Consider the following 22,544-nt stretch of genomic DNA (forward strand, 5'->3'; position numbering starts at 1 on the left):
CCTCACTGCGGCTCCGCTTTCGCTCCGCCGTTTCCGTCGCCCGCTGGAATTTCATCTCGATTTTGCTACTGCAAAATGAGCGAAATCCCTCTTTAAGCGGGCGGGCGACGTTTTTTTGCGCGGGCCAAGTTTTTCGCGCGTCGTTCTTTGCCCGCGCGCTGGCGGAAATCTTATTCAAAGCGCATGACGCTATGAATGATTTCCTACTTCAGCGGTCGCGCGCGGGTCGAGCTTCGACCCGGATAAAACTGCCCTGCGCGGGCGGCGTCCGGGTGACCCCGGCGGGACGGAGCGATACTGCGTATCGCTTAATCAGCTCAGCCCAGTTCTTTGCCCGCGCGCTGGCGGAAATCTTATTCAAACGCAAATCACGCGTTTGAATGATTTCCTACTTCAGCGATCGCGCGCGGATCGAGCTTCGACCCGCCTGAAACTGCCCTGCGCGGGCGGCGTCCGGGTGACCCCGGCGGGACGGAGCGATACTGCGTATCGCTTAATCAGCTCAGCCCAGTTCTTTGCCCGCGCGCTGGCGGAAATCTTATTCAAACGCAAATCACGCGTTTGAATGATTTCCTACTTCAGCGATCGCGCGCGGATCGAGCTTCGACCCGCCTGAAACTGCCCTGCGCGGGCGGCGTCCGGGTGACCCCGGCGGGACGGAGCGATACTGCGTATCGCTTAATCAGCTCAGCCCAGTTCTTTGCCCGCGCGCTGGCGAAAATCTTGTCCAAAGCGCAAGTCGCTTTGAACGATTGCCTTTTCCAGCAGTCGCGCGCGGGTCGAGCTCTGTGCCGCCTCGAACTGTTCTTTTTCTGAAGAAAAAGAACCAAAAAGACTTCAGAGCGCATCCCCGCGGGATGCTCTGGCCGGGTCTACCCGCACCAACCTCTCTTTGAACAAAAGAACGATAAACCGAAACTACGCCGTCTGCGTCGTCGGCCAATACTTCTTCAGTATGGCCTCCTTGATCGCCACCTCGCTCGGCGAGAAATACTTCGCGAACAAGCGCCACGCCGTATCCAGCATCTGCGTGATGTCGATATTGATATCGATGGCAAGTAATTCTTCCGAGTACTCCCGCGCAAAGTCCAGCGTCCGTTTGTCGTAATCCGACAAGTCGAACCCATTCTCCAGCTTGGTCCGCGCATTCGCCGCATCCGAGTACAAACGCACCGCCGCATTCATCACCTGCGGGTGATCCTCGCGCGTCTTCTTGCCGATCACCAGCTGCTTCAAACGCGACAACGACCGGAACGGGTCGACGATCACCTTGCCGATCTCCGCATCATTGCGCAGGAACAGCTGCCCCTCCGTGATATACCCCGTGTTGTCCGGAATCGCATGCGTGATATCCCCATCGTTGAGCGTCGTCACCGCCAGAATCGTAATCGATCCCCCGTTCGGCAACTGCACCGCTTTCTCGTAAATCTTCGCCAAGTCCGAATACAACGACCCCGGCATAGAGTCCTTCGACGGAATCTGGTCCATACGATTGGACACAATCGCCAGCGCATCCGCATAGAGCGTCATATCGGTCAGTAAGACCAAGACCTTCTCCCCCTTGTCCACCGCGAAATACTCCGCCGCCGTGAGCGCCATATCCGGCACCAACAAGCGTTCCACCGGCGGATTGTCCGTCGTGTTCACGAACGAGACGATCCGATCCAACACCCCCGCATTGTCGAACACCGTCTTATAATACAAGTAGTCGTCATTCGTCAACCCCATCCCCCCCAGAATGATCTTGTCCACCTGCGCCCTGAGGGCCACCATCGCCATCACCTGGTTGTACGGCTGGTTCGGATCCGCAAAGAACGGAATCTTCTGCCCCGACACCAGCGTGTTATTGAGGTCGATCCCCGCAATCCCCGTGGCAATCAGCTCGCTCGGCTGCATCCGTCGATACGGATTGACCGTCGGCCCCCCGATTTCGCGCTCCTCGCCCTCGATCGGCGCCCCGTCCAGCGGCTCGCCGTAAGCGTTGAAGAACCTCCCCGCCAGCTGGTCGCTCACCTTGAGCATCGGCGGATGGTGCAGGAACACCACCTCCGCATCGGTCGGAATCCCCTCCGTCCCCGCAAACACCTGCAACGTCACCGCATCCCCCGCCACCTTCACCACCTGCGCCAAACGCCCCCCCACCATCGCCAGTTCATCGTTCGCCGCCCCCTCCGCGCGCAGCGTCACCGTCGCTTTCGTAATCGCCGTCAGCTGCGTGTATATCTTCTGAAATCCCTGTGTCTCCATATGATCTGTGTTTTTAATTCTCAATCCCGAATGTATCAAAGGAACGATGTCCGTTCCGGATCCGTCAGGTCCGGATCCTCCCGTTCCATCGCCTCGCAGAAGTCGTCGACGCCCCGTTCCACGATGTATTCCAACTCCCGATCCGTAATCGGCACGGCCTGCAGCCACAGTATCCGTTCCGTCCCGCCCTCGAGGGTGTATCCTCTGGAAAAGACCGCCCCGTCGTCCCACATGAACGGTTCCGCAAGGAAACAATGTTTGAGCTCCGATCCCGGCAGTTCGACCGTATTTTTAAATACGATCCCCGGCCTGACCGTCCCCCCGTCCAACGCACAGGCATAAGCCAGATGCGCCAGCGTATCGATCCGTTCGTCGCGGATCGCCAGCACGAGTTCCACCGGCACCTCCCGGACCGATCCGTCTTTCATCTCCACCCGATTGGGCCGGAGCGCCACCCCTGCCGTAGCCATCAGCCGGATGGCCGGAAAGCCTTTCATCCGACCGCTGACGATGTGAATCGGCGGAAACTCCCGCTGATTCGCCAAGTGCACCCGCGTCTCCTCGGTCCCGTCCCCTCCCTCGCACTCGTCGAACAGCCGAATGGTCATCGTCTCGATCTGTGTTTCGTCCACCATAATCAATCCCGCGCTATTGCTGTTGCTCCTTGAGGATATCCTGCACCGCTTCGTAATGCCTGCGGAAATCTTCCCCCTCGAACGCCGAGAAGTTCATCTGCCGCAGCTCGTTGATGAGCCGCTTGTAGTACGCCACACACTCCTCGAAATCCTTGAATTTGAACGTCCGGCCGCAAATGTCCATCACCAGATTGAACATATAGACCTGCCGCTCCATCGGACAGTTCGCGTCCGTCGCATCGAACGAGTCCTGTTGCAGAATGATGAAGTCCAGCAGCTCCGACTTCCAATACCTGTCGTGATACTCCACCGGCACCCCGTCGTCCCCCAGAATGTTGATCTGTTCGAACGCCTCCTTTCCCCGCTGCACCATCGACTTGGACGCCAGCACCTTCGTCACCCAATCCCCCCCGTAGTGCTCGTCCAGATAGCCGATGATTTCCGGATACTCCAGGTACTTCGAATAGCTTTCCAGCGGGTCGATCGCCGGATAGCGCTTCGAGTCCGCCCTGGCCTGCGACAGCGCATAGAAACACCTCGCCGCCTTCTTCGTAGACTCCGTCACCGGCTCCTTGAGGTTCCCCCCCGCCGGCGACACCGTCCCGATGAAAGTCACCGACCCCGTCTCCCCGTTATTCAGGTAGACGAAGCCCGCCCGCGCGTAGAAGTTCGAAATGATCGCCGACAAGTCCACCGGGAAGGCATCCTGCCCCGGCAACTCCTCCAACCGGTTCGACATCTCCCTCAGCGCCTGCGCCCACCGCGACGTCGAGTCCGCCAAGAGCAACACTTTCAAACCCATCGCCCGGTAGTATTCCCCCAGCGTCATCGCCGTATACACCGACGCCTCCCTCGCCGACACCGGCATGTTCGAAGTATTCGCGATAATCGTCGTCCGCTCCATCAGCTTCCTGCCCGTCCTCGGGTCGTCCAGCTCCGGGAACTCGACGAACGTCTCCACCACCTCATTGGCCCGCTCCCCGCACGCCGCAATAATGATGACATCCGCATTGGCCTGCTTCGAAATCCCGTGCTGCAACACCGTCTTCCCCGCCCCGAACGGCCCGGGAATGAACCCCGTCCCCCCTTCTGCAATCGGGTTGAACGTATCGATCGCCCGGAAGCCCGTCTCCATCGTCCTGAACGGCCTCGGTTTGTCCCTGAACGCCGTGATCGGCACCTTCACCGGCCACCGCTGCATCATCGACAACCCGTGCTCCACCCCGTCCGCATCCACCACCGTGGCGATCACGTCCGTAATCTTGTAATTCCCCGCCGTCGCAATCCACTTCAGCCGATACACCCCCTCCATTTTGAACGGCACCATGATCTTGTGCTGCAACCACCCCTCCGGCACCCACCCCAGCCAGTCGCCCGCCCTGACCTCCTGATTTTCAGCAGCGATCAGCGGCGTAAAGTCCCATCTCGACTCGAAATCCAGCGGCGCATTGTACTCCCCCCGCTTGAGGAACACCCCCTCCATCGCCTTCAGGTCGTTCTGCAAACCGTCGTAGATGCGGGTCAGAATCCCCGGCCCGAGCGTCGCCTCGAGCATATGCCCCTCGAACTCGACGCGCGTCCCTCCCCTTAAACCCCTGGTGCTCTCGAACACCTGCACATAAGCCCGGTCTCCGATCACCTTGATGACCTCGGCCATGAGTCTGACCCCTCCGTCCATCAAGATGTAGCAGATTTCGTTCTGTGACACCGGCCCCGACGTTTTCACCGTGACCAGATTGGCAATAATGCCGATCACTTCACCCGTAGTTTTCATAGTATGGTTCTATTCATTTTTACATTTTCAATCCGCTCCCCCGCCCCTCACCGCCTCGCCGTGGCCCTTCCGATCGCCTCCGCCTCCGTGAGCCCCGCCACCAGTTCTCGAAACTCCTCCCGTCCCCGTCCCGCCTCCAACGCCGTCCAGCGATAGAGAATATTCAACCGGATCAGGTAATCCATCACCCTCCCCACCCCGAAATAGTCCTGCTCCGCCAAGTCGTCCGCCATCCTCACCCGCAGCGCATCCATCCTCCGCTCTCGTTCCACGAAATCCTCCGTCTCCAAGACCTGCAACACCTCCTCCGTGTACGGAAAACGATCCCTCATCCCGAAATCCTGCGCCAGCCCGCTGACATACGCCTCTCTGAGCTCCTGCCGCTCCTCCACGATCATCCTCGCCCTGACCTCCGCCGGCCACCCCAGCTGCCTCGCCTTGTAGGCCGCCACGATATTGCGCACCGTCCGGTCATACTCCGCCCACCGCCGCAAGAACTCCGGCAACCTCGCCACGAGCCCGAACCATCCGCTCCCCTCCGCCGTCCCCTCGCAGACCCGGTAGAAATTCAGGAACAGCTCCCGTTCCAAGTCCTCGACACTCAGCGGCGCCAACTCTCCCGCCCCCTCCTCGGCCTGCCCTCCCCGGAATCGTTCCACCACCGCCCTGATCGCCGCCGGAACATCCAGCTCCTCCTCCCTCGCCGCCAACTCCTCCGGCAGCAGCGTGCCTTCACCCTCCCCCTCGACCGTGCGATCCACCAGCAGCGCCACCTCCTTGTGCGAGAGATTCCCCAGCACATTGAACGGCAGCCCCGTCCGCTTGACATACCCCACGATATTCAGAATATCGTAGTACGTGTACAAGAGCTCCACGGCCCTCCGATCCGCCGGCGCCAACTCCCCGAGGATCGTCCGTTTGATCTCCGGCACATCGATTTTGAGCCCCCCCGCCGCAGCCGCCTCTATATCGAACGGATACTCCGTCAGGCCCGCCACCAGATAGTAATACTGCATAATTCGCTGATCCTAAAAGACAAAAACTACTTCTTCTCCGCCGCCTCATCCCCGAACAACAGCCCCGCCACCTTCGGCCGCAGGTACGAACGGAACAACGCGTCGAAATCGGCATCCGAGAACCCGATATAATATCCCCCCTCCCTGACAGCAATCCGGAACGGCACTTTCACCCGTGCATCCGTCCAGACCTCTATCCCGTTTTCCGCCCCGAAACGTTCGGCCAGCGCACTCCTGACCGCCTCGACGAGCTCTCCCCCCTGTGCCTCCGGCAGCACGACCCCGAGTCCCTGTGCGGGATCCATCCGCGCCACCGCCTGCACCGCGAGCTCCTTGATAAAAGAGCCATCCCTCCACGCCTCCGCCACCTTCGGCGTCACGACCTCCATCTGCACCATTCCCTCGATCTGCTGCCTGAGTGCGCTTTTGAGCTGTCCGGCCGCCATCCTCACCTCGTTTTCGGCATTGGCCACCAACTGTTCGGCCGCCTTCTCCGCCGCCGCGACAATCTCCTTCGCCTTTTCCTGCGCCTCGGCCACCACGCGTTGGGCCTCCCGTTTGGCCTGTTCGCGCACCGCTTCCGCCTCGGCCCGCCCTTTCGAAAGTCCCTCGTTATAGAGTTTTTCGGTGAGTTCTTGCAATTTGTTTTCCATGATCCGTCTGAATATGATGCGTATTTATTTCCACTTTATGTCCGTATTCGGTTTCATCTCTCCGCCCCGGGCTACCGCAGCGATGCCAATGGTACCCTGCACTTTGTCTGTAGCTACGGATATGTTTGGTCTTCCAAGACGAACAATATTCGCAGCCATAACCTGCATTTCAGTGCACCGTGGCTTAACCCCAGCTATGCGTATTACCGTGCCAACGGTTATCAGTTGCGTTGCCTCTCGGAATAAACGGAGCCCCGCCCCGGGCTACCGCGGCCCGAATACAAGCGGAGCATTAAACCTCGTCGGCGGTAACGGCTTCAGTTGGTCCTCGGCCACAACCGATAAATTTAGCAGTCCGTTTTTACGTTTTACTACGACTACCCTTAATCCTTGCTACGCAGATCACCGTTCCTTCGGTGTTCAGTTGCGTTGCCTCTCGGAATAAACGGTGCCGCGTGCCCGCGGTGGGCAAAGGGCTGGAACTACCCTAAGTAACTGGCCGCCTCTACCCAAAAGCTATCTGGAACTACCCCAAGCGGCCGCCTCTATCCTATTTTATTGCGACTTTGGCGGCCGGAGCCAGCGTGGGCGCAACGAGCTCTGCGAGATTGCGGCCCTACACCGGGGGTGGCGCCGGCCCGCGCGACTCTGCGAGTCGCAACTACAATGCCCCATTCACCGCCCCCGTTTTGCGAGGTTCGTCCTCGGAGCGCCCCCCGCGCCGGTGCCTTCGGGCACTCCGATTGGGCAGCCTCTACCCCAATAAGAGGACGGCGATTCCTCAAGGAATCGCGCTATTCGCTCTCAGTTCAAGCGGACGAAGCCTGCGGGGCCAAAAGCAACGTCAGTTGCGTCCCTCCGCTGCGGGAGGCTGCGGCCCGCGCGACCCGTTGGGTCGCAAAAGCAACACCTCGTTCACCGCCCAAAGCTGTCGTGTTCGGCCTGTCGCCCATCCCCCCAAGCGGCAAAGCCGCTGGGCGACGAGGCCGGCGGTTCGAAGAACCGCGCTACTCGCTCTCGGCCCAAATTCCAGCCCAAAGCTTGGCCCAGCACGGCGGGAAAACCGTAACCGGTTTTCCCGCCCGAAGAACAGCACAGCCCAAAGCACGACCCAGTTCTCTGCCCCGTGTCTACCCCACTGCGGCTCCGCTTGCGCTCCGCCACGCTTGCCGTCGCCCGCGGCATATCTTGCCGGATTGGCCGAGTGCCAACCGGCAGAATATGCCCTTTTAGGCGAGCGGGCGACGAATTTCACACACCGTTTGACCGCGCGCCTTGGGAAATCTTGTCAAAACACGCAAGCGAGTTTTGACGATTTCCCTCTTTAGGCGTGGCGCGCGGTCGAGCTTTGATCCACTTCTTCTATCAAACGCGCGCCTTGCGCGATTCATCTATATTCGGCTCACCGCCGAAATAGCAGAATCGCTCCTTTAGGCAGGGCGCACGTTTGCATTGAAATAATAAAGGCTGCCCGCCGTGGCGCGAACGCGTCCGCCGGGCGGGCGGTGCCTCCCGGCACTCGGAGTGGGCAGCCACGGCCCAACCCTCTGTCCGCGCGCTGGCGGAAATCCTCCCCCCACCAAACAAGTCCCCCGCCAACCGCTACTGATGCTGCGGTCGGAGCAAGTCCGCCACCGTCTTGACCGGCGCGAACGTCGAGATCGGTACCTCCACGAAGACCGTCGTCCAGTCCGCCATCGCCCCGTTCCAGAGCCCCGGCAACTCCTGCGCCCTGAGTGCCCGTCCGTCCTTGCTTTTTTCCGAGATGAATCCCGTCCTCTTATCCACAAACCGCGCGAGGTCGAACTTCCTCCCCCTGAAATCCCGCACCGCACAGACCAGATCCACCGGATTGAAATGCGTCCCACCCCCCATCAAAGCCGTCCGGTGTTCCGGATCGATCTGCGACGACTCCGCAATCTGGAGCGACAGCGCCCCCCGCACCCCCATCGACGTCTCCGCCCAGAACGGCCCCCCGCCCGGTTCCCCCTCGTTCCGCACCATGCCGCACACCCGGATCGGCCGATCCAACACCCGCCTCAAATCCTCCAGCGTCGGTTCGAACCCCTCCGGAAAGCGGTAACACAACGCCCGTTCGACAAACCGCCACACCTCCTTCCGGAAATCCCCCTCCGCCGCGAAGCCCGCCGAATCGATCTTCTTCAGGTAGAGGAACACCTGCTGCTGCAACTCCAGCGCCACCTCCCCCAACGCCTTCTTATACAGCACCGTATCCTCCTTCAAGTGATCCGGCACCACATTGTCCACCGTTTTGATAAAGATCAAATCCGCATCGATCCGGTTCAGATTCTCAATCAACGCCCCGTGTCCCCCCGGCCGGAAAAGAATCTCCCCCTCTCCGCCCGCATCCCCCACCCGGAACGGCGTATTATCCGGATTCACCGCCACCGTATCCGTCCCCGGCTCCTGCACCGAGAACGAGACCTCATACTCCACCCCGTACTTCGCCGCAAACCCCGCGCTTTTTTCCTCCACCAGACGTTTGAAATCCTCCATATGCTCCGGCGACACCGTAAAATGGATCCTCGCCGGATTTCCGCCATAGAGCGCCACCTCCACCAAATGCTCCTCCATCGCCGTGCGCCCCCCGTCCCCATACCGGTGGAACTTGATGAGCCCCTTCGGCCTGCTCCCCAGCCCCAAACCCGTCCCCGCCGCCGCATCCCCCTCCACCATAGCCGCCACCACCGCCCTCGGATCCTTCATATCTCCCCCCAGCGCCACCAGCTCCTCATAGAACGCAAACCGTTCGATCCCCGACAACACCCTCTCCACCGTCGCGCTCCCCTTCCCCTCCGCCACATACTCGTACAACTCCTTGAACATCCTCGACGCCGCCCCCGACGCCGGCACGAACTTCTCCACCTCCAACCCCGCCACCGCCCGTCCGTACAGCCCCGCCAACACCTGCGCCCGTTCCGGATCGAGCTTCATAATCCCGTCCCCCGCCACCGCCGCCCGGTCGATTTTCAGGAACGGAAACCCGCTTCTGAAATTCTCCAACTGCTCCTCCACCCGCTCCCAATCCGTCCCCCGAGCCGCCATCCGCTCCAAGTCGTTCTGAGTAAATACAGCCATATCTAAAAAGGAATAATCGTCCTCGAAGTTAGTCATTATTTTTAAATTTGCACACACAAACCCCAATCGACCCGAAAAGATGAACAAAATATCCGAGAATTATGCCCTTCTCGCCCACAACACCTTCGGTCTGGAAGCCCGCGCCGCCCACTGGGCCGAATTCCGCGATACCGAAGAGCTTCGCAGCCTCATCGAGACCTGCCGGACGAACCGCTGGCCCTGGTACGTGGTGAGCGGCGGCAGCAACCTGATCCTGACCGGCCATTTCCCCGGCCTGATCCTCCACCCGACCGGCTCCCGGATCACCCTCGTCGAGCCCACCCTGGTTCGAGCCGACGCCGGCGTCGTTTGGGACGACCTCGTCGCCTGGAGCGTGGAACGCGGCCTGGGCGGTCTGGAGAACCTCTCCGCCATTCCCGGATACGTGGGCGCCGCCCCGGTTCAGAACATCGGCGCCTACGGTTCCGAAGCCAAAGACACCATCGAGACCGTGGAATACTTCGACACAGAGCGTCTCGAAACCGTCCGTCTTTCCTCCTCCTCCTGCGCTTTCGGCTACCGGGAATCCATCTTCAAAGGCCCTCTTCGGGGTCGCGCCATCGTGACCGCCGTCGAATTCCGCCTCACTCCGGAACAGGAGGGGTACACCTATAATATAAGGTACGGCGACCTGCACGACCGGGTGACGCTCCTCGGCGGCCCGAGCCTCTCTCACGTGCGCTCCGCCGTGACAGCGATCCGGAACGAGAAGCTCCCCGATCCGGCCGTATCGGGCAACGCCGGGAGTTTTTTCAAGAACCCCGTGATACCGGTCGCTCAGGCCGAGGCGTTGAAGTCACGACATCCCGACCTGCCCCTCTACCCGACAGGCGAGGAGGGCAGCGTGAAAGTAGCCGCCGGGTGGCTGATCGACCGGGCGGGTTGGAAAGGTTTCCGGAGCGGCACCGTCGGCGTCCATCCTCGCCAGGCCTTGGTCTTGATCAACTTAGGCGGCGCGACCGCCCAGGAGATTTTGCAACTTTCCGACCAGATCATCGCCGACGTAGAATCGAAATTCGGGATCCTCCTTTCGAAAGAAGTGAACGTCTTGTAAAAGCGACGCCTCCTACAGCCTCAGGCGCGCGGACAAAGAACGAGGCGAAAATTTGGGCCAACACAGCCCACTGCCCACCGCGGGCACGCGGGGCCTGTCCGGCCCGAGGGCAGTTTCAGGCAGGACAAAGCTCGACCGCGCGCGACTGCTGGAGTAGGAAATCATTCAAACGCGTGTTTCGCGTTTGAATAAGATTTCCGCCAGCGCGCGGCCAGAGAACAGGGATAGAGGCGGCCAGTGGAAATGCGTAAGCATTTCCTGTCCACGGGACGTGGGGCCCGCGCGGCCCGAGGGCAGTACCCTCCTGTCGGACAGACGCGCGCCACGCCTTAGGAGGGAAATCGTCAAAATGTGCTGGCACGTTTTGACAAGATTTCCCAAGGAGCGCGGAAAAAAGGTTGGGCCGTCGGCAGCTTTAGGATGCGTTAGCATCCGTCTAAAGTTTTTCTGGTTCTCTTTGTTCACAAAGAGAACAGTTTCAGCCGGGGCAGTGTCCAGATCGCGCGCCACGCCTAAATGGGGATTTCGCTCGTTTTGCGTTAGCAAAATCGAGATGAAATCCCAGCGGGCGACGCAAATGCGGCGGAGCGAAAGCGGAGCTGCAGTGAGGTGTACGCGGGGCGGAGAACTGGGCTGTGCTTTGGGCTGCGCCTGTTCTTCGGGCGCGAAAACCGTAGTTGGTTTTCCCGCCGCGCTGGGCCGAGAGTGGGGCTTGGATTTGGGCCTTGCTTTGGGCCGAGCTTCTGCGGCTCGCAGAGCCGCGCAGTTCGCCGCCACCCCATGCGGCGGACTGCAACTCGACAAAGCTCGTTGCATTCGCCGCTGGCGGCGAACCTCGCAAAATTGAGGCGGTGGATTGGGCTGAACTCTTGCGACCCTTTGGGTCGCCGGCCTGTTCGCCCAGCGGCGAAGCCGCTCGGGGGGTGGGCGACAGGCCGAACTCGATAGAAAGTTGTTGCGACCTTTAGTGGTGTGGGGGGAGACGCGCTGGGCCTTCAGTCTACCCGGAGAATGCGCAGCCCGAAACTGGAAGAATTGGGTTGAACCTTTGGCCGTGGTTTGGACTGATTTTTGGAGCCGAGCTCCTGCGGCTCGTAGAGCCGCGCGGGCCGAAGCCTCCGACCGCGGAGGGACGCACAGTGTCTTTTGCTGCCAGCCTCTACCCCAAACCCCGTAGGCTTCGACCGCTTGAACTGAGAGCGAGTAGTGCGGTTCGTAGAACCGCCGGGCTTGCGGCGGGGCATCTCTGATGCCCGGGCCGGACGCCGCAGCCCGAAACCAAAATAGGGCGGTGCTGGTGGCGGAGTTCTTGCGACCCAACGGGTCGCGCGGGCCGGACGCCTCCCGCCGCGGAGGCCCGCAACACGCCGCTCGCGCGTCGAGAATTGCGACACCTCCCGGGCGTCCGACCCGCTAAGGTCAAACCAAAGTAGGATAAAGACAGCCAACAAAACGCCCTGCGGGCACCGCCCCGGGCTTCCGCGGCAGCGGCGAAGGCGCGATGGACAGCGCCGGCGAACACGGCGCCAGTTGGTCTTCATCCACCGACGACACATCCGCCCAATACATCGCATACCGCACCCACTATTTCAACTCCAGCCACTCCGACCGCCGCTCCTACGGTTTTCAGTTGCGCTGCCTCTCGGAATAAACGGGGACGAGAGGCACGCGGTGGGCAAGAGGCTGGAACTACCCCAAGAAACAGCCTCTACCCCAAGCAACTAGCCGGGTCTCTAGCCTAAATACAAGGCAGCCTCTACCCGAACCAACGGCCAGGTCTACCCTAAATAAAGGCCGCCTCAACCAAACCGACCCGCCGCCTCTACCCCAAAGCGGGCCGAAGAACCGCAAAAGCAACACCCCCGCCCCTTGTCAGAGCGCCCCCTCAAAACTCCCTCGGAAATCCCTCAAAAAGCCCCACGAACCCCGCGCCACCCTACCCCCATTTTCCCTATCTTTGCCCCGCCATGAAACTCAACCGCATCACCCACTATATCAAGCCCAGTTTTTGGATCTTTCTGGTCATCTCCGCCCTACTGTGGTACATCACCCAACTCGGCTACCGCTACACCACCGAGATCCCCCTCTCCGTCGAAGTGACCAACGACTTCTCCTCCCGGCTGTGGATCGACCAGCCCCGCACCACCATCCACTGCCGCGCCGAAGGCGTCGGGAGCAAACTCCTCGCCCACAAACTGCACCTGGCCGACCGCCTCGTGATCCCCATGTCCCAACTCACCCTGGTTCCCGTTCCCGAGAGCGACGAACTCTTCCGGATCGATAAGACCTCCCTGACCGGCGCCCTCGCCGCCTCCGGGAAAGAGCTCCGAATCCTCGAAATCCTCGACACCGCCCTCACCATCCGCGTATCGCCCGTCGAAACGCGGCGGATGGCCATCCTCAGCCGCATCGACATCCTCCCCGCCCGGCAACACATGCCCATCGGCCAGCCCCGATTCCGTCCCGACTCCGTCGACGTTCGCGGCCCTCGGAGCCTTTTAGACAGCCTCTCCGGCATCTACACCCGCCCCCGTCGGATCAGCGACGCCCAAGGCACCCTCAGCGGCCACATCGAACTCACCCCCCCCGCCGGCACCCTGCTCTCCGAACGCCAGACCGACTACCGCATCGACATCGTACCCTACACCCAGCACACCCTCGACCTCCCCGTCCGGATCCAACACCTCGAGAAACAGACCCAAGCCATCGTCATTCCCGGGCGCGTGCGCGTGACCCTGAACGTCCCCCTCCGCGACTACGAACGGATTCGCGAAGAGCAACTCCACGCCTACGTCGACTACCGCGACGCCCTCCACCAGCCCAGCGGCCGCAGCGAAGTGCGGATCGACTCCCTACCCCTCGGCACCGAAATCCTGCGCATCGAACCCCAAGACGTCGAAACCTTCTTCACCCGCCGGCCATGACCCCTCCTCCTCCCCTGCGCATCGGCCTGACCGGCGGCATCGGCAGCGGCAAAAGCACCGTCGGCCGGCTCCTGCAACTCCTCGGCATCCCCGTCTACAACGCCGACCTCGCCGCCCGTCGGCTCATGGAGCACGACCCCTCCTTGCAGGAAGCCATCGTCCGCCACTTCGGCCAAGAAACATATATCACTGAGAATCAGACCACGAAACTCAACCGACCCTATCTCGCCAGCCAGGTATTCGGCCACCCCGACCGCCTCGCCGCCCTGAACCGCCTGGTACACCCCGCCGTCGAACGCGACTTCGAACACTGGGCCGCCCAGTGGGCTCGACATCCCTCGCCCCCCCCCTACATCGTCGAAGAAGCCGCCATCCTCATCGAATCCGGCGCCCACCGGCTGATGGATCGCATCGTCACCGTCACCGCCCCCGAACCCATTCGCCTCCAACGGATTATCCAACGCGACCGGACCACCCCCACCGCCGCCCGCGCCCGGATCTCCGCCCAGCTGAGCGATCCCCAACGCGCCTCCTACGCCGACTTCACCCTCACCGCCGACGACCGACAACTGCTGATCCCTCAAGTGCTCGCCCTCCACACCACCCTGTGCCGCGAAACCGCCGCCATCCGGAATTAGGAAATTTTGCTACCTTTGTTCCCCGCAAGGCAGCCCATCGAGCCGCCTCGACGAACCAGAAAAACTACAAGACAACCAATACGTTATGGAACTGAAAGAGATTTTAGCCGTATCCGGCACCCCGGGTCTCTACCGCTACGTGGCACAAGGCAAAGGGGGGATTATCGTAGAATCGCTGGCTGACGGCCGCCGTACCATGGTCGGCGGCACGACCAAAGTGAGCGCCCTGGGCGACATCGCCATCTTCACCACCTCGTCCGAAGTGCCGCTGGGCGATCTGTTTCAGACCATCTACGACCGGCAGAGCGGCCAATCCGTCGCCGTGACCTCCAAATCCAGCCCCGACGAACTGCGCACCTTCATCTCCTCCGTGCTTCCGGACTACGACACCGAACGCGTCCACCAGTCCGACATCAAGAAGATCGCCCAGTGGTACAATCTCCTGATCGCCGCCGGGATGACCCGCTTCACAGCCGCCGACGAAGCTCCTGCCGAAGGAGGCGAACCGACCACCGAAGCGCCGAAGTCGGCCAAAACGACAAAGACCGGCACGAAAGCAGCCCCCAAGAGCAGCGCCACCCAGCGGACACCGAAAGTGAGCGGCGCCAAGACCGCCTCGGTCAAGAACACCACCGCCCGGAAAGCGCAGTAGCCTGCCGTATCGAGCAGACGCCGAGTCGACCCAAAGTGGGCGCGACTCGGCGTCTTCCTTTTCGCTCCACACCGCGCGCAGCCCTCATGCCCGTCTCAGCCCCCGGTTTTTAAGCAAGAGCCCACCCGTTTAGGGAACCCATTTGCGGCGCCCCGTCTCGTTTTCGCCAGCCCCTCGTCCCCGCCCCGGGCAACCGCCTTTCGAACTCGGGCGATCTGATGGGCGTCGGCTACACCGGGTTCAGCTGGTCTTCCGTTACGGGCGGTGTCTACGGTCTGGACTTGAATTTCTTTTCGCAGCACCTCCTCACCAGCAACTCGGACAGCCGCGCCCATGGGTTTCCGTTGCGGTGCCTCTCGGAATAAACGCGCCCAAAGGGCGTTTTAATGGCAGCCTCTACCCCAATATTAGACAGCCTCTACCCTACTTTTGAATTGAATCCTGCGGTTCGCAGAACCGCCCGGGCCGGAGCCACCTCCGGCGTAGGCCTGCAACGTCGCAGAGCTCGTTTCCGGCTACGCTGGCTCCGGCCCGTATCATTCACGCTCTTGGATGAAGTGAGTTGGACGCCCGGGAGGAGCAGCAACTCTCGACGCGCGAGCGGCGTGTTGCGGGCCTCCCGGTGGGAGGCGTCCGGCCCGCGCGACTCTGCGAGTCGCAAGAGCACAGCTATTCGTCCTCGGCGCGCCCCCCTCGCGCCGCTAAAGCGTCGCCCTCGCCGAGGACGGCGATTCCTCTCGGAACCGCGCTACTCGCTCTCAACCTATAGCAGTTCGCCACCAGCGGAGAGCAGCAACGAGCTCCGACAAGTTACAGCCCACCGCGTGGGGTGGCGGCGAACTGCGCGGCTCAAAGAGCCGCAGAAGCTCGGCCCATTTGGTTTCGGACTTTCGTCCAATTCTGTCGGGTGCGGGCTGCGGCGTCCGGCCCGGGCATCAAAGATGCCCCGCCGCAAGCCCGGCGGCTCTGCGAGCCGCAAAAGCTCAGCCAACAGCTCGGCCCAGCGCGGCGCGAAAACCGATTGCGGTTTTCGCGCCTGAAGAACAGACACAGCCCCAAGCTCGACCCAGTTCTCCGCCCCGTGTCCGCCTCACTGCGGCTCCGCTGTCGCTCCGCCGCGTTTTCGCGCGCCTTGCGCGATTCATCTATATTCGGCTATCGCCGAAATAGTTGAATCGCTTCTTTAGGCGGGGCACGCGTCTGTCCTACAGGAGGGTACTGCGCTCGGGCCGCGCGGGCCCCACGTCCCGTGGACGGGAAATGCTGGCGCATTTCAACTGGCAGCCTCTACCCCTATTCTCTGTCCGCGCGCTGGCGGAAATCTTATTCAAACGCGAACAACGCGTTTGAATGATTTCCTTCTCCAGCGGTCGCGCGCGGTCGAGCTTTGACCCGCCTGAAACTGCCCTGCGCGGGCGGCGTCCGGGTGACCCCGGCGGGACGGAGCGATACTGCGTATCGCTTAATCTGCTCGGCCCAGCTCTTTATTCGCGCGCCTTGGGAAATCTTGTCAAAACACGCAAGCGAGTTTTGACGATTTCCCTCTTAAAGGCGAGGCGCGCGGCTGTCCTACAAGAGGGTACTGCGCTCGGGCCGCGCGGGCCCCACGTCCCGTGGACGGGCGAAACTGCGTTTCGCTGCGGCAGCCTCTGCCCTACTCTGTCTCCCGTTCTCTGTCGCACGCCGCTCACGCCTCGAACTCCACCTCGCCGAAGTATTCCGGCACATGGAAATTCGGTTTTTCCGTGCCGATCGGCCTCCACGACAGGAAATGCGGCTGCGAGAGATCATCCCCGCACTTGTAGACATTCGCCCGCGCCCGCAGCCCGTCCAGCGAGCCGAAATCGTGCGCGAAGAACGCCCCCGCCGGAATCTCCGCCTCCAGCGTCCATCGATTATCCCCCCTCCGCTCCTCAAACGGCTCCCCGCCCAGCGACGCCCGCCGCACGATCAGCCCCATAACCTCCTCATCCGCATGCCGCACCTCCGGTTTCGTCTTCCGGAACCCCAGCAGCGCCCGCCCGATGCAGTTGAACTCAAAGTTATAGTACCCCCTCTCGTCGAACGAGATGAAGAACTCCACCGCCGAATCCGTCCACACCGGCCCGTTGTCCTCCGCGACCCTCGCCATCGTGCAGCCCTCCTCCACCTCGAATCGCAAGAGCAGCCTCTCCCCGTCATGCCCCGCCGCAAACCTCACCCGCGGCGCATACGGATATTCCGCCGCCCAGTTGTTGCACGCCACCTCCTGCATCGGGAGCCCCTCCAGCGAGCTCCCCGCCTCGATTTTCCGAATCTTAAGCATACCGTTCCAATATTTCTTTTACAATCCGCTGCATATCCGCATACTGCGCCTCCATACTCTGCAACAGCCGGTACTGCGCCCGCGTCCGCACCAGGTTGTGCTCCGGCGACTTCACCTTGTAGTATCGGTCACCGTCAATGTAGTCCATCAGAAACCGCAGCACCTGTTCGTAGGTGATATACCGGGCCGAAAAAGCGAGGTACTCCGCCTCCTCCGGCGTCAGGAAAGCATGAGCCTCAGAGAGATACCCCTCCGTATAGGCCTTGAAAATCGCGATATCCATCGACACCCGGTCGAGATCCGCATCATCCTCCGCCCCCGTATTGGTGTACGACCGCATCGCATCGCCGTAGTCGTTGAGACACGTCGCCGAGAGCACCGTATCGAGGTCGATCACACACAACACCTCCCCCGTCTTGCCGTCGAACAGGATGTTATTGATTTTCGTATCGTTATGCGTCACCCGCGTCGGAATCACGCCCGTTTCGACCAACGACCAGAACCGGAGCATCTCCTCCCTCCGCTCCTCGATCCAGCCGATCTCCCGGGCCACCTCTTTGACACGCCCCACGCGGTCTTCGGCCAGCGTCTCGTCCCACTGCCGGAAACGATATCGGATATTGTGGAATCCGGGCAGAATATCGGTCAGCGGCTCCCGGAAATCGGCCAGCATCGCCTGAAACAGCCCGATCCCCTTTCCGCCCTGAAAAGCGAGTTCCGGCGTATCGGCCTGCTGATACGCCGCCGTATCGGCGATAAATTCGCAAGCGGCCCAATATTCTCCCTCAGCGTCGAGGAAATAGAGTTCTCCGTCCTTTGTCGGCGTGACAGTGAGCGCCTCGCGCCGTGGATCGCCGCCCCGAGCCTTGATCTTGGTTTTCAGGTGGTCGGTCACCCGGCGGATATTCTCCATCATGGCCGGGATGTCGGTGAAAATATGGCGGTTTTTCCGTTGCAGGATGTAGTTCGGGGTATTGTCAGCCTCGGTTTCGATCAGGAAGGTGTCGTTGATAAATCCTTCGCCCAGCGGACGCACCGTCCGGACGTCGCCGTCGATGCGAAACTGTTCGGCGATAGCGCGCAAATCGGTATTCATCAAGAGGTTAAATGGTTTTTAATAGGGTTAGTATTCCAAAGGATTCCGCCCGACGGGGAGAGTCGGTCTCCCGGTCGGACGGTTAAAGATAGTGACTTTTTCGGAAAGACCCTCCCTCGGCCGCCGGCTTTTGAGTGCCTCTGGAGTACGCTCCATCTGCCGCCCCGGGCTACCGCAGCTATACTCTGGGCGTGCTGTCCAGTGTCGGTAACGGCGGGTTCTGCTATTCGTCGTCAGTGAAAGGCGGAAACGGGATGTATTTGAATTTCGATGTGACACGCCTCGATTCCGGCAGCTCGAACAGCCGTGCCTACGGTCTTCAGTTGCGTTGCCTCTCGGAATAAACGGAGAAGAGAGGCACTCGAACCGGGCAGCCTCGGCCTAAATAATCGGCAGCCTCTACCCCAAAGTTACCTCAAGAACCGGCCATCTCTACCCTCAGTGACCCGCAGCCTCACCCTATTTTTGCTCCTGCGGTTCGCAGAACCGCCCGGGCCGGAGCCACCCCAAGCGTAGGCCTGCAACGTCGCGGAGCTCGTTTCCGGCCACGCTGGCTCCGGCCCGCAAAAACATTCTCCCCATTCACTCGCGCCGGAAGCCCGAGAAATGCTGCCATGGGGTAAAGGCTGCCCGATTCGAGTACCGAGCGGCACCGCCCCGGGCTACCGCAGCTATACTCTGGGCGTGCAGTCCAGTGTCGGTAACGGCGGGTTCTGCTATTCGTCGTCAGTGAAAGGCGGAAACGGGATGTATTTGAATTTCGATGTGACACGCCTCGATTCCGGCAGCTCGAACAGCCGTGCCTACGGTCTTCAGTTGCGTTGCCTCTCGGAATAAACGGGCCGCGTGTCCGCGGAAGGCAAAGAGCTGGATTTGAGGATAGAGACTACCGATAAAGACCCCGCCGCGAAAAACAAAGCGAGGCATGGAAAAAGATTTCCATGCCTCGCGCCTCCCCGCTCCTCCGAACCCTACCGGATCGGAGAGCGACTATCCATCGTACTCCTCTTCACCCCCCTCCAAATCATCCATATCCTTTTGATTCTCAACCATCTCCTTCGCCTTCCCGTAGAGATCGTCCGCCTGCTGCCGCAACGCCGCATCGTCCGGCCGCTCCGCCGCCATGCGGCCCGCACAGTAAGCCGCCAACGCATAAAGCCCTTTGGCCGTCAGCTCCTCGACATGTTCAGCCGTCAACGCCGGCTCGTAATCCTCCCGGAGCGCAGTCGGGTAGTTCACGAAGTACTTCAACACCTTAGCCTGCCCGACAGGCGCGACCTCCGGCAGTTCGAGCCCGGCCGCCGTCGCCGGAGCCGCCTGAGAGAGCTCTCTGAGCAGGGCCCATTCCAGCAGCATGTCGTTGTCGAACGGCACCTGTTTGTAGACCTGATACCAGAGCGGGCATGCCTGCCGGAAACGCTCCTCGTCGAAATCGGGGAAGCGGTCGAAAAAGCGATCCAGGATCGTTTCGTTGAACGTCGAGCAGTCGAATCCCTCCGGCTGGTTCCACGTCTTCCCGTCCACCGACCAGGCGAAGAGAGTCGCGCAGGTTCCGGCCACCTCGTCGATCCGGTCGTAAATCTCGGCCGGGATCTCCTCCCGGGGCAGCGGTCTGCCCCCCTCGCAGCAACAGCTGCACACGAAACAGTAGTTCGGAGCGGCTACGAAGTGCAGAAACTCGTTGTCTCCCCCCGGAATCTCGTCGTAGCGATACTCGCCCGTCTCCGGGTCGTAGCCCAGCGTAAAGTAGTCGGTCAGGATATCGCCTTCCAGCCATTCGCAGACATCGTCGAATCCGCACTCCTGCGCCGCCTCTTCATCGTCCGCCGTCCCCCAGCCGACAAGGTATTTCACTCCAAGCATCATCATGATGCGTTTCAGGGCGTCTGGCGACGGTAATTGTTTCATTTCCATAGCGTTGTGTTTAATTAAGTGAATAAAAAAGGGTTCTCGTCCGGAAATAAAAAGCGTGGGCCTTTGAAGCTCATTTGTTTTCCAGGTATCGCCAAACACCTTACACCCAAATAAGTAAAGCCCACGTGTCGCCACGTGAGCGTTACCACTTTACTTTCGGGTGTGTTTCAAAATTGGCGATTTTGGGAAACAAAAGTAAAGCTAACGCTTTTCTATGTATGTCGTAAAGAGGTTTTTAATTCATGGGCAATGCTTGAGTTTCGGGACAAAGGTAGCAAAAAAACGGGCCGGCCGGTATGCGGGTGTCCGAAAACCGCCACGCCCCCCTCGGCGGTCTCCCGCCGCGCCCTATACGATCCCCTGCGCCAGCATGGCGTTCGCCACTTTCCGGAACCCCGCGATATTGGCCCCCTTGACGTAATTGACGTAGCCGTCCGGCTCCGTCCCGTAGCGCAGACAGGCCGCATGGATGTTCCGCATAATGGCGTGCAGTTTTTCGTCCACCTCTTCGGCGGCCCACTGGAGGCGTTCGGAGTTCTGGGTCATCTCCAGCCCCGACGTCGCCACCCCGCCTGCGTTGGAAGCCTTGCCCGGCGAGTAGAGGAGTTTGTGCTGCTGGAAAGCGTGCACCGCCTCCGGCGTGGAGGGCATGTTCGCCCCCTCGGCGACGCAGATACAGCCGTTGGCGATCAGTTTGGCCGCATCTTCGCCGTTGAGTTCGTTCTGCGTGGCGCACGGCATGGCAATGTCGCACTTCACCCCCCACGGCCGTTCGCCGGCGTAGTAGGTCGCGCTGGGATAGCGGTCGGCATACTCGCTGATCCGTCCGCGGTAGATGTTCTTGAGTTCGAAGATGTACTCCAGTTTATCGGCGTCGATCCCGTCGGGGTCGTAGATGTATCCCGATGAATCCGAAGCGGTTACGACCTTGGCCCCGAGCTGGGTCATCTTCTGGATGGCGTACTGGGCGACGTTCCCCGATCCGGAGACGGCCACGACTTTCCCCGCCGGAGAGTCGCCGCGCGTAGCGAGCATCTCCTGAGCGAAGTAGCTCACGCCGTATCCCGTGGCTTCCGGCCGCAGCGGGCTTCCGCCCCAATCCAAGCCCTTGCCGGTGAAGGTGCCGGTAAATTCGTTCCGGAGCCGTTTGTATTGTCCGAAGAGGAAACCGATCTCTCTGGCTCCCACGCCGATATCGCCTGCCGGGACATCGGTGTCGGCGCCGATATGGCGTTGGAGTTCGGTGGCGAACGACTGGCAGAAGCGCATCACCTCGCCGTCGGATTTCCCTTTGGGGTTGAAGTCGGATCCGCCTTTGCCGCCGCCCATGGGCAGCGTGGTGAGTGCGTTTTTGAAGGTCTGTTCGAAGGCGAGGAATTTCAGGATGCTGAGGTTGACGGAGGCGTGGAACCTCAGCCCCCCTTTGTAGGGCCCGATGGCGCTGTTCATCTGGACGCGGTATCCGCGGTTGATTTCGACCTCTCCGCGGTCGTTGACCCACGGTACGCGGAAGATAATAATGCGTTCGGGTTCGGCGATGCGTTCGAGGATTTTCATCTTCTGAAGCACCGGATTCTCGAGGATATAGGGGGCAAGACTCTCGACCACTTCTCGCACGGCTTGGTGAAATTCGGGTTCTCCGGGGTTGCGCGCTTCGATGCGGGCCATGAAGTCGCTGATGTACTGTTGGATTTGGTTTTCCATGAATTTATGGGGTTATGTTGGTTTTCAAGGTGTAGGAGGCACGGAGGGCTCCGCCCTGGGCCTTTTCGCAACCAGGCGACCGGTCGATCAGGAGGCCTCTTGCTATTATAAGGTACCGCTATAAGGCGCCGCGCCTATATAATTAGGTGGAGATACCTCCCCCTTGAGTGCCGAGCGGCCCCGCCCCGGGCTTCCGCGATGCGGGAAACAACAAGTGGTTCGGCGGGCTGGGAAATGTCGGCGGAGACGGTACGGTATGGTCTTCTGCAGTGAGCGGCACGAACGGTTGGCGACTTTTATTCTACACGGGCGCCATGTCTCCTTCTGCCACGTACAATCGCGCCGGCGGTTTTCAGTTGCGTTGCCTCTCGGAATAAACGGGGCCGCTCGGCACTCGAAAGATGGCAGGGTCTACCCTAAAATAAAGACCGCCTCTACCCTACTTTTGAGTTGAATCCTGCGGTTCGTAGAACCGCGCGGGCCGGACGCCTCCCCCTCGGGAGGCCCGCAATGTTCGCAAGCTCACTGCGGCCACTCCCGGGCGCCCGCCCCGTTTTGCAATGCCCTATTCTTTCAGGTTCGGGCTGCGCGCTCCCCGGCGGCTCGTAGAGCCGCAAAAGCACTGCCTATTTGTTTTCGGCCGCAGCCAGCGGAGAACGAAGACGGAGCGCGAGCGGAGTATTTCGGCCCTCCGCATCCGGGGGCTGCGGGCCGACCGTTGTCACGGGGACTTAGCTATTCGCTCGCGGCCTAAAACATAGCCAAGAGCACAGTCCACAGTTCATCCCCAAGCC

The 22,544-nt window shown here is 61.0% G+C and carries 18 protein-coding genes; 8 read left to right on the forward strand and 10 right to left on the reverse strand.

Translation table 11 applies throughout. The features are described 5' to 3' along the window. Positions 1-918: 918 nt before the first annotated feature. Genes Q9S52_RS04385 through Q9S52_RS04405 form a run of 5 tightly spaced genes read right to left on the reverse strand, consistent with a single transcriptional unit; the run spans position 919 to position 6,325 of the window. A complete protein-coding gene (locus tag Q9S52_RS04385; RefSeq protein WP_297628568.1) occupies positions 919-2,247 on the reverse strand; it encodes a V-type ATP synthase subunit B in 1,329 nt (442 codons plus the stop codon). 35 nt (positions 2,248-2,282) lie between these two features. After that, entirely contained in the window at positions 2,283-2,882 is a 600-nt protein-coding gene (locus Q9S52_RS04390; RefSeq protein WP_294594287.1) for a suppressor of fused domain protein, read from the reverse strand. Positions 2,883-2,895: 13 nt separating this feature from the next. Beyond that, positions 2,896-4,656 (reverse strand): V-type ATP synthase subunit A, encoded by a 1,761-nt coding sequence (locus Q9S52_RS04395; RefSeq protein ID WP_304708292.1) that lies wholly within the window; start codon positions 4,654-4,656, stop codon positions 2,896-2,898. A 47-nt stretch (positions 4,657-4,703) separates the two neighbouring features. Beyond that, on the reverse strand, positions 4,704-5,672 hold the full coding sequence (locus tag Q9S52_RS04400; RefSeq protein WP_304708293.1) for a DUF2764 family protein: 969 nt from the start codon (positions 5,670-5,672) through the stop codon (positions 4,704-4,706). A 26-nt stretch (positions 5,673-5,698) separates the two neighbouring features. Next, the gene (locus Q9S52_RS04405; RefSeq protein WP_300728954.1) at positions 5,699-6,325 is read right to left on the reverse strand and encodes a hypothetical protein; all 627 of its coding nucleotides are present in this window, start codon (positions 6,323-6,325) and stop codon (positions 5,699-5,701) included. Between Q9S52_RS04405 and Q9S52_RS04410 the strand changes: the two genes are divergently transcribed. Then, positions 6,308-6,571 carry a hypothetical protein gene (locus Q9S52_RS04410; RefSeq protein ID WP_297628559.1) on the forward strand — a complete coding sequence of 88 codons (264 nt, stop codon included), beginning with the start codon at positions 6,308-6,310 and terminating at the stop codon, positions 6,569-6,571. The two genes, Q9S52_RS04405 and Q9S52_RS04410, sit on opposite strands and share 18 nt — an antisense overlap. Before the next feature lie 1,356 nt (positions 6,572-7,927). Here Q9S52_RS04410 and Q9S52_RS04415 read toward each other — a convergent pair. Then, positions 7,928-9,460 carry a DUF4301 family protein gene (locus Q9S52_RS04415; RefSeq protein WP_370648990.1) on the reverse strand — a complete coding sequence of 511 codons (1,533 nt, stop codon included), beginning with the start codon at positions 9,458-9,460 and terminating at the stop codon, positions 7,928-7,930. Between the two features lie 43 nt (positions 9,461-9,503). Here Q9S52_RS04415 and murB point away from each other — a divergent pair, with 43 nt between their 5' ends. The 6 genes from murB (at position 9,504) to Q9S52_RS04445 (ending at position 15,096) form a co-directional block, all read left to right on the forward strand. Then, positions 9,504-10,517 (forward strand): UDP-N-acetylmuramate dehydrogenase, encoded by a 1,014-nt coding sequence (gene murB, locus Q9S52_RS04420; RefSeq protein WP_304708294.1) that lies wholly within the window; start codon positions 9,504-9,506, stop codon positions 10,515-10,517. A gap of 1,501 nt (positions 10,518-12,018) precedes the next feature. Further along, positions 12,019-12,168, forward strand: coding sequence for a hypothetical protein (locus Q9S52_RS04425; protein WP_297832112.1), 150 nt, complete (start codon positions 12,019-12,021; stop codon positions 12,166-12,168). Between the two features lie 316 nt (positions 12,169-12,484). Then, complete coding sequence (locus Q9S52_RS04430; RefSeq protein WP_304708295.1) at positions 12,485-13,441, forward strand: hypothetical protein; 957 nt, start codon at positions 12,485-12,487, stop codon at positions 13,439-13,441. After that, positions 13,438-14,079 carry a dephospho-CoA kinase gene (gene coaE, locus Q9S52_RS04435; RefSeq protein WP_304708296.1) on the forward strand — a complete coding sequence of 214 codons (642 nt, stop codon included), beginning with the start codon at positions 13,438-13,440 and terminating at the stop codon, positions 14,077-14,079. The genes Q9S52_RS04430 and coaE overlap by 4 nt, the downstream gene beginning before the upstream one ends. Before the next feature lie 85 nt (positions 14,080-14,164). Further along, complete coding sequence (locus Q9S52_RS04440) at positions 14,165-14,731, forward strand: DUF5606 domain-containing protein (protein ID WP_370648991.1); 567 nt, start codon at positions 14,165-14,167, stop codon at positions 14,729-14,731. 218 nt (positions 14,732-14,949) lie between these two features. Further along, positions 14,950-15,096, forward strand: a complete 147-nt coding sequence (locus Q9S52_RS04445) for a hypothetical protein (protein ID WP_297625045.1) — start codon at positions 14,950-14,952, stop codon at positions 15,094-15,096. Between the two features lie 1,322 nt (positions 15,097-16,418). Here Q9S52_RS04445 and Q9S52_RS04450 read toward each other — a convergent pair. The 4 genes from Q9S52_RS04450 to gdhA form a co-directional block, all read right to left on the reverse strand. Next, positions 16,419-17,036, reverse strand: coding sequence for a carbohydrate-binding family 9-like protein (locus Q9S52_RS04450; protein WP_304708297.1), 618 nt, complete (start codon positions 17,034-17,036; stop codon positions 16,419-16,421). Further along, the gene (locus Q9S52_RS04455; protein ID WP_304708298.1) at positions 17,029-18,132 is read right to left on the reverse strand and encodes a phosphotransferase enzyme family protein; all 1,104 of its coding nucleotides are present in this window, start codon (positions 18,130-18,132) and stop codon (positions 17,029-17,031) included. The genes Q9S52_RS04450 and Q9S52_RS04455 overlap by 8 nt, the downstream gene beginning before the upstream one ends. 990 nt (positions 18,133-19,122) lie before the next feature. Then, positions 19,123-20,040: a hypothetical protein gene (locus Q9S52_RS04460; RefSeq protein ID WP_304708299.1), complete on the reverse strand. Its 918-nt coding sequence runs from the start codon at positions 20,038-20,040 to the stop codon at positions 19,123-19,125. 354 nt (positions 20,041-20,394) lie between these two features. Then, a complete protein-coding gene (gdhA, locus tag Q9S52_RS04465) occupies positions 20,395-21,750 on the reverse strand; it encodes an NADP-specific glutamate dehydrogenase (RefSeq protein ID WP_304708300.1) in 1,356 nt (451 codons plus the stop codon). A gap of 167 nt (positions 21,751-21,917) precedes the next feature. Here gdhA and Q9S52_RS04470 point away from each other — a divergent pair, with 167 nt between their 5' ends. Further along, the gene (locus Q9S52_RS04470; protein WP_300400894.1) at positions 21,918-22,127 is read left to right on the forward strand and encodes a hypothetical protein; all 210 of its coding nucleotides are present in this window, start codon (positions 21,918-21,920) and stop codon (positions 22,125-22,127) included. Positions 22,128-22,544 lie beyond the last annotated feature (417 nt).

Origin of the sequence: uncultured Rikenella sp. (genome assembly GCF_948810725.1) — a bacterium.
Lineage (GTDB): Bacteria > Bacteroidota > Bacteroidia > Bacteroidales > Rikenellaceae > Rikenella.